Genomic DNA, 13,038 nt, shown 5'->3' with positions numbered 1-13,038 from the left:
GCAAATGCCCGGCCCAGACGGTGTGGAACCCGGCTTATTTGCCCGATTTGATCTTGGTCCAGCTACGGGTGATTGCGCGCAGCGTGGTCTGATCCTGAGCCTTGATGGCGTACAGCTGTTTGGCCACATCAGCCGGTGGATAGATGCTCGGATCGCTGGTGATGTCCTTGTCGACCAATGGCGTCGCCGCCTTGTTGCCGTTCGGGAAGCGCACGGCATCGGTGATTTCGGCCATGATTTCCGGCTGCAGCAGGAAGTTCATGAACTGGTAGGCGGCGTCGAGGTTTTCGGCATCCTTGGGGATGGCAACCATGTCGTAGAAGGTGCCGGCGCCTTCCTTGGGAATGCTGTAGGCCAGCTTGACCTTGTCGCCTGCCTCGTGGGCTCGGGTCTTGGCCTGCTCGAGGTCACCCGAGTAGCCGACGGCCACGCAGATGTTGCCGTTGGCCAGGTCCGAGATGTACTTGGAGGAGTGGAAGTAGGCCACGGACGGGCGAATGCCCAGGAACAGGTCTTCAGCCGCTTTCAGGTCAGCCTTGGCACTGCTGTCGGTGGGCTTGCCCAGGTAATGCAGCGCTGCCGGAATCATCTCGGTTGGCGCGTCGAGGAAGCTCACGCCGCAGCTCTTGAGCTTGGCCATGTTTTCGGGCTTGAACACCACGTCCCAGGAGTCGATCTTGTCCACGCCCAGCGCTGCCTTGACCTTCTCCGGGTTGTAGCCGATGCCGATCGAACCCCACATGTACGGGAAGGCATGCTTGTTGTCCTGGTCGCTGGCATCGCCAACCACCTTGAGCAGGCCCTCGTCGAGGTTCTTCCAGTTCGGCAACTTGGACTTGTCCAGCTCTTGGTAAACGCCGGCCTTGATCTGCTTGGCCAGGAAGTTGTTCGACGGCACCACCACGTCGTATCCCGATTTGCCCGCCAGCAGCTTGGCTTCGAGGGTTTCGTTGCTGTCGAACACGTCGTAGACGACCTTGATGCCGGTCTGTTTCTCGAACTTGGCCACGGTGTCAGAGGCGATGTAATCGGACCAGTTGTAGACGTGGACCACGTTCTTGTCCGCTGCATAAGCGGTCGCCATCGCGCCCATCAAGGAGGCGGCCAGCAGCGTCTTGCCCATTTTCTTCATGCGTAATGCTCCAGAATTTTTTTGTCGTGACCATCGGTTCTACAAGCAGGTCCCGCATCACCAGGGGTTGTCCAAAAAGCGCTAGCGCCACGGTCAGCCTGCGCGGTGCAGGCTCGTGAACGGTGATCACGAGCCTGCACCGCGCAACGTCGCCGCTTAACGACTTTTCCCACAAGCGCCTAGTCTGGCAAGGTCACAAGCGTCGTTTCAACCAAGACAGACCGCCTCAGGCCGTTAATGTCACTTCGCTAGCCTAGCAAACGGCTACTTCAACGCTTCCAGGGTCAGATCCAGGCACTTGCGCGCTTTTTCGACCAGCTCATCCACCTCGGCATGGCTGATCACCAGCGGTGGCGCGATGATCATGGTGTCGCCGACCGCGCGCATGATGAGCCCGTTTTCAAAGCAGAAGTTCCGGCAGATCATGCCCGCTTCCTGACCTTCGTAACGGCTGCGGGTGGCCTTGTCCTTGACCAGCTCGATAGCGCCGAGCAAGCCCACACCGCGAACCTCACCCACCAACGGGTGGTCCTGCAGTTCACGCAAACGCTTTTGCAAATACGGTGCCGTCTTGGCCCGCGCTGTGTCGACGATGTGTTCGTCGCGCAGGATGCGCAGGTTTTCCAGGCCCACGGCCGCTGCGACTGGGTGCCCGGAATAGGTGAAACCGTGGTTGAAGTCGCCACCTTCGCTGATCACCTTGGCCACTTCATCGCGCACGATCACCCCGCCCATGGGGATGTAGCCGGACGTCAGGCCCTTGGCGATGGTCATCAGGTCAGGCTTGAGGTCGTAGTAGTCGCAGCCGAACCACTCGCCGGTGCGGCCAAAGCCACAGATCACTTCGTCGGCCACGAACAGAATGTCGTAGCGGGCAAGGATTTCCTTGATCTTCGGCCAGTAGGTGTCGGGTGGGATGATCACGCCGCCAGCGCCCTGGATGGGCTCGGCGATGAAGGCGGCGACGTTGTCTTCGCCGACCTCGAGGATTTTCTGCTCAAGCTGCTCGGCGGCCCAGGTGCCGAACGCCTCAGGCGTCATGTCGCCGCCCTCGCCGAACCAGTAGGGCTGCGGGATGTGCACGATGCCGGGGATCGGCAGGCCGCCCTGGGCATGCATGCCGCTCATGCCGCCAAGGCTCGCGCCAGCGACGGTGGAGCCGTGATAGCCGTTGACCCGGCCGATCAAGGTCTGCTTGTGCGGCTTGCCCTTGAGCGCCCAGTAATGACGGACCATGCGCAGCACGGTGTCGTTGCCTTCGGAGCCGGAGCTGGTGAAAAACACATGGGTCATGCCGTCCGGCGCCAGGTCGGTAATGGCCTTGGCCAGCTCCAGCGCGGGCGGGTGGGCGGTCTGGAAGAACAGGTTGTAGTAGGGCAGCTCGCGCATCTGCTTCTCTGCGGCCTGCACCAGTTCCTCACGACCGTAGCCCACCGCCACGCACCACAATCCGGCCATGCCGTCGAGGATCTGCCGGCCTTCGCTGTCCCACAAATGCACGCCTTGGGCCTTGGTGATGATGCGCGGGCCCTTGGCCTTCAGCTGTTTGTAGTCGCTGAACGGCGCCAGGTGATGCTCGCCGCTCAAGGCTTGCCATTCACGGGTTTGTGGGTTGACGACACTCATGTGCTTCTCCATTTGGCCAAGGACCGCCGCGGCGGCCCAGGATTGATCAGACCGCGAACAGCAGGAACTCACGCTCCCAGGAACTGATGACGCGTTTGAAGTTTTCATGCTCGGCGCGCTTGGTGGCGACATAGCCGGCGATGAATTTCTTGCCCAGGTACTGCTCCAGCGAGCGGCTGTTTTCCATACGCTCGAGCGCATCCTCGATGGTCAGCGGCAGGCGCAGGTTGCGCCGCTCGTAACCGCGGCCGACCACCGGCGCACTGGCCTCGATACCCTCTACCATGCCGATATAGCCGCACAGCAGGCTGGCGGCGATGGCCAGGTACGGGTTGGCGTCGGCGCCGGGCAGACGGTTTTCCACACGGCGATTCTGCGGCGTGGCATCTGGCACCCGCAGGCCTACGGTGCGGTTTTCTTCGCCCCACTCGACGTTCACCGGCGCCGACGTGTCGGGCAGGAAGCGGCGGAACGAGTTCACGTTGGGCGCGAACAACGGCAACGCTTCGGGGATGAATTTCTGCAGGCCGCCGATGTGATTGAGGAACAGCGCACTCATGCCGCCGTCTTCATTGACGAAGATGTTCTTGCCCGTGGCGACGTCGATCACGCTCTGGTGCAAGTGCATGGCGCTGCCGGGCTCGCCGGTCATGGGCTTGGCCATGAAGGTGGCAGCGACATTGTGCTTGAGCGCCGCCTCGCGCATGGTGCGTTTGAAGACCAGGATCTGGTCGGCCAGGTGCAGCGCATCGCCATGACGGAAGTTGATTTCCATCTGCGCGGTGCCGTCTTCGTGGATCAGCGTGTCGAGGTCCAGGTCCTGTAGCTCGCACCAGTCGTAGACGTCTTCGAACAACGGGTCGAATTCGTTGGCGGCTTCGATGGAGAACGACTGGCGCCCTGTTTCGGGACGGCCCGAGCGACCCACCGGCGGTTGCAGCGGGAAGTCCGGGTCTTCGGCGCGCTTGGTCAGGTAGAACTCCATCTCTGGCGCCACGATGGGCTGCCAGCCCTTGTCGGCGTAGAGCTTGAGCACCTTTTTCAGCACGTTGCGCGGCGACAGCTCGATCGGATTGCCTTTCTTGTCGTAGGTGTCGTGGATCACCTGAGCGGTCGGCTCGATGGCCCACGGCACAAGGAACACGGCGTTTTCGTCTGGCCGGCAGATCATGTCGATGTCGGCAGGGTCGAGCAGTTGGTAATAGATGTCGTCGTCCACGTAATCGCCGGTCACCGTCTGCAGCAGCACGCTCTCCGGCAGACGCATGCCCTTTTCGGCGATGAACTTGTTGGTCGGCGAGATCTTGCCGCGGGTGATGCCGGTCAGGTCGCTGATCAGGCATTCGACTTCGGTGATCTTGTGTTCTTTCAACCAATCGGTGAGCTGGTCGAGGTTGTTACTCATAAATACCTCAGGTGATGGGAGACCTGGCAAAGGCGCGCGGGACGGTGGTCAGGCGATGCTCGGCGGTGGCCGACACGGCGTATCAGACCCCCTGGAAATGCCCACGTCTTGATTCTGGCCGCACTGCATGTCTAAAGCAAAACAGCCTGCGTGATCCGTGTGCTTGCACAGCACGCGCCGTCCGGGCAGAGGGACGGTCGAGACCGTTGACACAGGCAAGAGGGCGCACATCGTCAACTATTGTGGTCAGCGTGCTAAAGAAGGGAAAGGGCCTGGCAGGCGTGCCGAGGCCTGCACGCGAGCCCACAGATGGCAACGTGCTAGCGGTCTTTTCAGGTCGACGGGAGCGGACCATGACACCCTCATATTGTTCTGTTCTGGGTGAATCCGAGCTTAGCCATGTCCATTTTTTTATACAACCACCCCGTAAAAAATAAAATACGCCTGGGGCGTTGTATCCGTTTACGACTAGAATGGCGGATAATGCCAAGCCCCAAATTGCAGCAAATCTGCCGTAGATGAGCCATTTCAGGGCATCAAGGGCCTGGCTTGACTTGGGAAACGCTTTCCGATTGACTGAGTTGGCAAGCCCCCCTTGATTGATATTTTTAACAACAAAGGTGTTGCATCATGTCGGTACCCCCGCGTGCCGTTCAGCTTAACGAAGCGAACGCGTTCCTTAAGGAACATCCTGAGGTTCTCTACGTTGACCTTCTGATTGCAGATATGAATGGTGTGGTGCGCGGCAAGCGCATTGAGCGCACCAGCCTCCACAAGGTTTACGAGAAAGGCATCAATCTGCCGGCCTCCCTCTTCGCCCTCGACATCAACGGCTCGACCGTTGAAAGCACGGGGCTTGGTCTGGACATCGGCGATGCCGACCGCATCTGCTATCCGATCCCCGACACCCTCTCCAACGAGCCTTGGCAGAAGCGCCCTACTGCGCAGCTGCTGATGACCATGCACGAAATCGAAGGCGAGCCGTTCTTCGCCGACCCGCGGGAAGTGCTGCGCCAGGTGGTGAGCAAGTTCACCGATATGGGCCTGACCATTTGCGCCGCGTTCGAGCTGGAGTTCTACCTGATCGACCAGGAGAACGTGAACGGCCGTCCGCAGCCGCCCCGCTCGCCGATCTCCGGCAAGCGTCCGCAGTCCACGCAGGTGTATCTGATCGATGACCTCGACGAGTACGCCGACTGCCTGCAGGACATCCTCGAAGGCGCCAAGGAACAAGGCATTCCAGCAGACGCCATCGTCAAGGAAAGTGCTCCGGCGCAGTTCGAAGTCAATCTGCACCACGTGCCGGATGCGCTCAAGGCCTGTGATTACGCGGTGCTGCTCAAGCGCCTGATCAAGAACATCGCCTACGACCATGAGATGGACACCACCTTCATGGCCAAGCCTTATCCGGGCCAGGCGGGCAATGGTCTGCACGTGCACATTTCGATCCTGGATAAAGACGGCAACAACATCTTTACCAGCGAGGATCCCGAGCAGAACGCCGCACTGCGTCACGCGATCGGCGGTGTGCTCGAGACCCTGCCCGCGTCCATGGCCTTCCTCTGCCCGAACGTGAACTCGTACCGACGCTTCGGCGCGCAGTTCTACGTGCCCAATGCACCCAGCTGGGGCCTGGACAACCGCACCGTGGCCCTGCGCGTGCCAACCGGCTCTGCCGATGCCGTGCGCATCGAGCACCGGGTCGCCGGCGCCGACGCCAACCCGTACCTGATGATGGCCGCCGTGCTGGCCGGTGTGCACCACGGTCTGACCCACAAGATCGAACCGGGCACGCCGATCGAAGGCAACTCGTACGAGCAACTTGAGCAGAGTCTGCCAAACAACCTGCGCGATGCCCTGCGCGAGCTGGACGACAGCGAAATCCTCAACAAGTACATCGACCCGAAGTACATCGACATCTTCGTCGCCTGCAAGGAAAGTGAGCTGGAGGAGTTCGAACACTCCATCTCCGACCTTGAGTACAACTGGTACCTGCATACGGTCTGAGGCAAATGAAAGCGCCGCCCCTTGGGGCGGCGTTTTTAGGTCAGCCGTTGTGAAGAGCCTTTCGCCACATCGCTTTCAAACGCCGCAACGCTCAAATCGACTTTTCGAAAATCTTCGAATTACGCTGGTAGTTGTACAGCGAGGCGCGCGCCGCTGGCAGGCGTTCGACCCCACTGGGCTCGAAACCGCGTTCGCGGAACCAGTGCGCGGTGCGGGTGGTGAGCACGAATAACGTATTGATGCCTTGCTGCCGTGCCCGCTGCTCGATGCGCTCGAGCAGGTCGTCACCACGCCCACCGTGGCGATACTCCGGGTTGACCGCCAGGCAGGCCAGCTCGCCGGCCTGCGAGTCGAGGATCGGGTACAGCGCCGCGCAGGCGATGATCATGCCTTCGCGCTCGACCACGCTGAACTGCTCGATCTCGCGTTCCAGCACCTCCCGCGAACGGCGCACCAGCACGCCTTGTTCTTCCAGCGGGCTGATCAGATCGAGCAAGCCGCCGACGTCTTCGATGGTCGCTTCGCGGACGATCTCGAACTGTTCCTGAGCGACCAGCGTGCCGCTGCCATCACGGGTGAACAGCTCGGTCAGCAGGGCGCCGTTGTCGACATAGCTGACGATATGGCTACGCTCTACGCCGCCCTTGCACGCCTCGCCTGCCGCATCGAGCAGCTCGCCCTGATAATCGCTGCCCAGCCGCGCCAGGTGCTGAGGAATCTGCTGCGGGCGCAGTTCGCGTACCAGTTTGCCGTGCTCGTCGAGCAAGCCAGGCTCGGCGCCGAAGAGCAGCAGCTTGTCGGCACCCAGCTCGATGGCTGCGCGGGTGGCGACGTCTTCGCAAGCCAGGTTGAAGATCTCGCCGGTAGGCGAATAGCCCAGCGACGACAGCAGCACGATGGAGCGCTCGTCGAGCAGCCGGCCAATGCCTTTGCGGTCGATGCGGCGCACTTCACCGGTGTGCACGTAATCCACACCCTCCAGCACCCCGATAGGCCGCGCCGTGACCAGATTGCCGCCGGCGACCCGCAGCCGCGAGCCCTGCATGGGCGAGGCGGCGATGTCCATCGACAGCCGCGCTTCGATGGCCAGGCGCAAGGCACCGACGGCATCGATCACGCATTCCAGGGTGGGCGCATCGGTGATGCGCAGACCGTGGTGGTAGCGCGGCGCCAGGCCACGGGCGGCCAGGCGGCCTTCGATCTGCGGCCGCGAGCCGTGCACCAGCACCAGGCGCACGCCGAGGCTGTGCAGCAGGACCAGGTCGTGGACGATGTTGCCGAAGTTGGGGTGGGCAACGCCTTCACCGGGCAGCATCACCACGAAGGTGCAGTCGCGGTGGGCATTGATGTAGGGCGAAGCATGGCGCAACCAATTGACGTATTCGGGCATGACGGGGCCTGTGGATAAGTGGACGGAGAACGGCGAAACGGACAACGTTCAAGATCATCGTCGGAACAGGCTTGCGGTCACGCGTACGCTCCTTATGGGCAGGACGAACCAGGGGGATGAACGTTTAAAGGCAGTAATGTTTGATCAGGTCTCGCAATAGACGCACCGTGGGCTCCAAGCGTGACATTTCCAGGTATTCGCCAGGCTGGTGGGCGCAGCGGATATCGCCCGGGCCCAGCACGATGGTCTCGCAGCCCAGTTGCTGAAGGTACGGCGCCTCGGTGCCGAAGGCCACTGCCTCGGCGCTGTGCCCGGTCAGGCGCTCGGCCAGCCTGACCAGTTCGGTGTCGGCGGCCTGCTCGAACGGCGGCACTTCCGGGAACAGCGGCGCGTAGTCGATCTGCACTTCATGGCGCTCGGCCAAGGGCCGCAGCTTGGCCTCGATGGCCGCGCGCAACTGCTCGACATCCATGCCCGGCAAGGGGCGCAGGTCGAACTCCAGGGCGCACTGGCCACAGATACGGTTGGGGTTGTCGCCGCCGTGGATGCAGCCGAAGTTCATCGTCGGGGTGGGAACGGAGAACTGTGGATTGCTGTACTGGGCTTGCCATTGCTGGCGCAGGCCGATCAGTTCACCCATCACCGCGTGCATGGCTTCGAGCGCACTGTGGCCCAGGCTTGGGTCTGACGAATGGCCGCTGCGACCGAGAATGTCGATACGGTCCATGAGGATGCCCTTGTGCATGCGAATCGGCTTGAGCCCCGTAGGCTCGCCGATCACCGCGGCACGCCCAAGCGGCTGTCCGGCCTCGGCCAAGGCCCGCGCGCCAGACATCGAGCTTTCTTCATCACAGGTGGCCAGGATCAGCAGCGGCTGCTTGAAGTCATGCGCCAGCAACGGCTGCACGGCTTCGATCACCAGCGCAAAGAAGCCTTTCATGTCGCAACTGCCCAGGCCGATCCAGCGGCCGTCCTGCTCGGTCAGCTTGAGCGGATCGGTGCGCCACAGCTGCTCATCGAACGGCACAGTGTCGCTGTGGCCGGCCAGCACCAAGCCGCCAGGACCGCTGCCGCGGCTGGCCAGCAGGTTGAACTTGCCGGGGGTGACCTGCTGGATTTCGCAGCGAAAACCCAGGTCGCCGAGCCAACCGGCAAGCAGGTCGATGACCTGGCGGTTGGACTGGTCCAGCGCGGCTTGGGTACAGCTCACAGAAGGCGCGGCGATCAGCGCAGCGAACTGGTCTTTCAACGATGGCAGCGGCATGCGCGGTCTCCTCTGAATCAGGGCTCATCATAACAATGCGCGTCGGTCAAAAGGCAAGGCTGCCCGGCTTGACGACGGCCCGGCGCAGCGGTAGGCGCCCGACTCCTGTAGACTGCCGAACATCCACGCCCCTGCTTCGAGCCCGTGATGCACATAGAAACCGAACTCAAACTTCGCGCCAGCCGCGAGACCCTTGCCGCGCTGCGCGAACACCCGCTGCTGAAAAAGCGCAACAAGTCCGGCTGGCAGACCCGCGAACTGTCTAACCAGTACTTCGACACGCCCGAGGGTGATCTGTCGGCCGCCCAGGTCGCGCTGCGCCTGCGTCGCGATGGCGAGGTCATCATTCAGACCCTCAAGTGCCGCGGCCGCAGCGTCGCCGGGCTGTCCGAGCGTAACGAGTTCGAGTGGCAGTTGGAAAAACCCAAGCTGGACCTGAAAAAACTCGACGCCACGTGCTGGCCCGAGGCGCTGGCCGCGCTCGACAAGAAAACCATCAAGCCGCTGTTCACCACGGACTTCACCCGCGAGTACGCGGAAATCGCCTGGGGCCGTGGCAAGGCCAAGGTGGTGATCGAAGTGGCGCTCGACCAGGGCTGGGTCGTGGCCGGCAAGCAAAAAGAAGACATCTGCGAAGTCGAGCTGGAGCTGCGTGAAGGCACGGCCGAGGCGCTGCTGGAGCTGGCCAGCGAGCTGTCCGCCACCCTGGCCCTGATGCCCTGCGACATCAGCAAGGCCGAACGCGGCTACCGCCTGCTCGACCCGGCCAGCTACGACCTGAACCTGCCCGGCACCGAGCTGGAGCCGACCATGGCCCTGGACGACGCCTTCACCGCGCTGGCCTGGCAACTGCTCGGCAGCAGCCAGCGCCTGGCCGAGCAGTACCGCTACAACGGCCACTGGGGCTTGTTGCAGGACTGGGTCAAGGCCTTGTCCGAGCTGCGCGCCCTGGTCAGCAGCCTGGGGCAGGCCGCACCGCGCGCCACCTCGCGCGAACTGCGCAGCAGCCTCGATGCACTGCTCGAAGACTGGCGCCCGCTGGTCCAGGCCGGCAACGATGACGAAGACATTCGCCGCGCCGCGCCCGAGCAATTTGCCGAAGAGCTGCAAGACCCGCGCTGGGGCCAGTTCTCGCTGAACACCTCGCGCTGGCTGCTGGCCCGCGCCTGGACCCTGGAGCGCAACAACCGTGGCGACCGCCAGGGCAAAGCACAGCTGGCCAGCTGGCTGATGCACTTGCTGGGCGAAGAGGGCCGCGACTTGCAGTTGTCGCTCTACGTCCAGCGCCCTGAAGACCTGGGCGAGCAGCTGCCGCGCATCGAGCGTGTGCAAAGCTGGTTGCACCATGCGCGCCAGGTGCTCGAAGCACCGCAACTCGATCGCCTGTATGGCGATTTGAACAAGCTGCAGCAACTGGCCGAGCAGCCCTTGGGCGATGAAGAAGCCGAGGTGCGCGAGCAACTGCTCGAAAACCGCATCGAGCAAGCCCGTGCGGTGGATCAGAGCCGCGGCTGGAAATACCTGCTCAAGCCGGCTTCATCGCGCTAATGGCAGGCAGGTGGTGGACTTGATCTGCGACAGTGCGACGATCGAGTTCACCTCCTGGATTCCCGGAACGTTCGACAGCTTCTCGAAGAAGAAGCGCTCATAGGCTTCGATGTCCGAGGTCACGATGCGCAACAGGAAGTCCACTGCGCCCATCAGCACGTAGCACTCCAGCACTTCCGGAAATCCGCGAATTGCATCGGTGAATTCGGTGAAGTTCGAACGCCCGTGGGCGTTGAGTTTCACTTCGGCAAAGATCTGCGTGTTCAACCCCACCTTCTTGCGGTCCAGCAGGGTGACCTGCGCGCGGATCACCCCCTCGTCCTTCAAGCGCTGGATCCGTCGCCAGCACGGTGATTGCGACAAGCCGACGCGCTCGGCCACTTGGGCGCTGGAGAGCGATGCATCGTCTTGCAACACTTCGAGAATGCGTCGATCGTAGGCGTCGAGCGGGCTGTGCATGAACAAGTCCTCATAATTTGATCTTTGAATAGATCAATCTTCGGTTACGCAAAATTCGGTCGATCATAGCGAAATAATCGCAATGGGCGAGTGCCAGAATGTTTCGGTCTTCCGGAGGCCCGCCATGAACGCACTTGCCCAACTCGATCCCCCGCTTCGCCCTGAAACGCTGCCCCCTGCCCACGCGCTCGTGCACGTGAGCTATGCCGTACAGGTCGAGGCCGAACCCGACAGCCTGTGCCGCATCCTCAACCTGTTCGCCTTGCAGTCGCTGATGCCGCACGCCGTTCAGGCGACCCAGCTGGACGACCTGCTGGCCGTGCGCATCGAGCTTGGCGGGGTGAGCTGGGCGCGTGCCGAGTTGATCGCGCAAAAGATGCGCAACCTGATCTGCGTGGCGCAGGTCAGCCTGCAAGGCCCTGGCAAGATTCTGTAACCCCGTCGCACGGCGGCGCTACCCGACAGTGGCTACCCTTGGCCGACCTCTCCCCTCGGCAAGGATGCCCTCGCGATGTTCGCCGCTCCCGATCACTCTCTCGACCTCAATCGCCTGCTCGACGCACTGCTCGCCGAGCAGCGTCTCTCGGCCAACACCGCGCTGGCGGTGCTCGACTGCGCCAAGGCCCGGCCTGACGTCCATCCCCTGGAACTGATCGCCAGCCAGCCACGGGACGCTGCCGAGCCTGCACAGGACCTCGACAGCCTGTGCCAATGGCTGGCGACCAAGGTCGGCCAACCCTACCTGCACCTGGACCCGTTGCAGCTCGACCTGAACCACAGCGCCAGCCTGATCTCGGCGGCGTTCGCCCAGCGCCACGGCATTCTGCCAATCGCCGTGGACGCTGCCGGTATCACCGTCGCCAGTGCCCAGCCCTACCAACGTGAATGGGAGGTGGACCTGCGGCGCAGTCTGGGCCGGCCCATCCACCGGGTCATGGCCAACCCACAGCTGATCCGCCAGATCAGCCAGGCGGCCTTCGAGCTGGCGCAGCAGGTCGCCGGGGCCAGCCACCAGCACAGCGCCGGCCTGGAGCACCTGGAGCAGTTGCTGGCGCCAGGCCGGCGCGCAGAACACTCAAGTGCCGAGGACGCGCACATCGTCACCCTGGTCGACTGGATGCTGCAGTACGCCCTTGAGCAGCGCGCCAGCGATATCCACCTGGAGCCGCGGCGTGAGCAGGGCCAGTTGCGCTATCGCATCGACGGGCTGTTGCACCCGGTCTACGCCTTTCCCGCCAGCGTGACCTTGGCAGTCACCAGCCGCCTCAAGCACCTGGGGCGGATGAACGTGGCGGAGAAGCGCCGGCCGCAGGATGGCCGTCTGCAGCATCGCCTGCCCAGCGGGCAAGACATCGAACTGCGCCTGTCCAGCCTGCCGACCCCGTTCGGCGAGAAGCTGGTGTTGCGCTTGTTCGACCCGCTGCAGTTGCGGCAGGACTTTGCCCGCTTGGGGCTGCAGGGCGAGGTACTGCAGCGCTGGGAGCAGTTGTTGGCGCAGCGCCAGGGCATCATTCTGGTCACCGGGCCGACGGGCTCGGGCAAGACGCAAACGCTCTATGCCAGCCTCGAACGGCTCGCCTCGCCGCAGGTCAACCTGTGCACCATCGAAGACCCCATCGAGCGTTTGCACCCGGCCATCAACCAGCTGCAGGTCCAGGCGGGTCTGGACCTGAGTTTTGCCAGCGGCGTACGCGCGTTGCTGCGCCAGGATCCAGACGTGATCATGATTGGTGAAATCCGCGACCAGGAAACCGCTCAGGTCGCGATCCAGGCGGCGCTGACCGGTCATCTGGTGCTGTCGACCCTGCACACCAACGATGCATGCAGCGCCATCACTCGCCTACAGGAACTGGGCGTGGCCGATTACCTGATCAAAGCGACTTTGGTGGGGGTGATGGCGCAGCGCTTGGTACGCACGCTGTGCCGCCATTGCCGTGGTCAGCCTCGGCCCGGCAACGGCGTCTGCCCGCTGTGCCGCAACACGCGCTATCACGGCCGTACCGGGTTGTTCGAGCTGATGGTGATGAGCGATGCGCTACGCCAGCAGATCGACACGGGCGCAGACCTGCAACGCCTGCGTCGCCAGGCGGCTGCCGAAGGGCTGCGAACCTTGCGACAGTGCGGCGACGATCACGTCGCGGCGGGGATGACCACGGAGCAGGAAGTGCTGCGGGTGTGCGCCTGACGTGCTCCGTGATGTCCTGGCC

10 protein-coding genes are annotated in these 13,038 nt (G+C 62.9%); 4 read left to right on the top strand and 6 right to left on the bottom strand.

Annotated features, from left to right (window positions below; translation table 11 throughout):
- Window positions 1-34: 34 nt before the first annotated feature.
- The 3 genes from SJI00_RS19175 to SJI00_RS19165 all read right to left on the bottom strand — a co-directional run bounded on the left by SJI00_RS19175 (window position 35) and on the right by SJI00_RS19165 (window position 4,163).
- A complete protein-coding gene (locus SJI00_RS19175) occupies window positions 35-1,132 on the bottom strand; it encodes an extracellular solute-binding protein (RefSeq protein ID WP_322463252.1) in 1,098 nt (365 codons plus the stop codon).
- Window positions 1,133-1,396: 264 nt separating this feature from the next.
- The gene (locus SJI00_RS19170; RefSeq protein WP_322463251.1) at window positions 1,397-2,758 is read right to left on the bottom strand and encodes an aspartate aminotransferase family protein; all 1,362 of its coding nucleotides are present in this window, start codon (window positions 2,756-2,758) and stop codon (window positions 1,397-1,399) included.
- A gap of 46 nt (window positions 2,759-2,804) precedes the next feature.
- Complete coding sequence (locus tag SJI00_RS19165) at window positions 2,805-4,163, bottom strand: glutamine synthetase family protein (RefSeq protein WP_322463250.1); 1,359 nt, start codon at window positions 4,161-4,163, stop codon at window positions 2,805-2,807.
- Between the two features lie 630 nt (window positions 4,164-4,793).
- Between SJI00_RS19165 and SJI00_RS19160 the strand changes: the two genes are divergently transcribed.
- The gene (locus SJI00_RS19160; protein ID WP_322463249.1) at window positions 4,794-6,170 is read left to right on the top strand and encodes a glutamine synthetase family protein; all 1,377 of its coding nucleotides are present in this window, start codon (window positions 4,794-4,796) and stop codon (window positions 6,168-6,170) included.
- A 91-nt stretch (window positions 6,171-6,261) separates the two neighbouring features.
- Here SJI00_RS19160 and argA read toward each other — a convergent pair whose 3' ends face one another.
- Window positions 6,262-7,560 carry an amino-acid N-acetyltransferase gene (gene argA / locus SJI00_RS19155; protein ID WP_322463248.1) on the bottom strand — a complete coding sequence of 433 codons (1,299 nt, stop codon included), beginning with the start codon at window positions 7,558-7,560 and terminating at the stop codon, window positions 6,262-6,264.
- 124 nt (window positions 7,561-7,684) lie between these two features.
- Window positions 7,685-8,824: an acetylornithine deacetylase gene (gene argE, locus SJI00_RS19150; RefSeq protein ID WP_322463247.1), complete on the bottom strand. Its 1,140-nt coding sequence runs from the start codon at window positions 8,822-8,824 to the stop codon at window positions 7,685-7,687.
- A 147-nt stretch (window positions 8,825-8,971) separates the two neighbouring features.
- Here argE and SJI00_RS19145 point away from each other — a divergent pair, with 147 nt between their 5' ends.
- Window positions 8,972-10,372 (top strand): CYTH domain-containing protein, encoded by a 1,401-nt coding sequence (locus tag SJI00_RS19145; RefSeq protein WP_322463246.1) that lies wholly within the window; start codon window positions 8,972-8,974, stop codon window positions 10,370-10,372.
- Here the strand turns inward: SJI00_RS19145 and SJI00_RS19140 are convergent.
- On the bottom strand, window positions 10,361-10,831 hold the full coding sequence (locus SJI00_RS19140) for an Lrp/AsnC family transcriptional regulator (protein WP_322463245.1): 471 nt from the start codon (window positions 10,829-10,831) through the stop codon (window positions 10,361-10,363). The genes SJI00_RS19145 and SJI00_RS19140 overlap by 12 nt on opposite strands.
- A gap of 124 nt (window positions 10,832-10,955) precedes the next feature.
- On the opposite strand from SJI00_RS19140, the gene SJI00_RS19135 reads away from it, so the two are divergent.
- Together SJI00_RS19135 and SJI00_RS19130 are read left to right on the top strand one after the other, a co-directional pair.
- Window positions 10,956-11,267, top strand: coding sequence for an ACT-like domain-containing protein (locus tag SJI00_RS19135; RefSeq protein ID WP_322463244.1), 312 nt, complete (start codon window positions 10,956-10,958; stop codon window positions 11,265-11,267).
- Window positions 11,268-11,342: 75 nt separating this feature from the next.
- Complete coding sequence (locus SJI00_RS19130) at window positions 11,343-13,016, top strand: GspE/PulE family protein (RefSeq protein WP_322463243.1); 1,674 nt, start codon at window positions 11,343-11,345, stop codon at window positions 13,014-13,016.
- Window positions 13,017-13,038: the final 22 nt, after the last annotated feature.

Origin of the sequence: Pseudomonas gebzensis (assembly GCF_034427815.1) — a bacterium.
Taxonomy (GTDB): Bacteria; Pseudomonadota; Gammaproteobacteria; order Pseudomonadales; family Pseudomonadaceae; genus Aquipseudomonas.
Note: the sequence above shows the minus strand (reverse complement) of the source record. Positions and strands in the feature narration are given on the sequence as shown.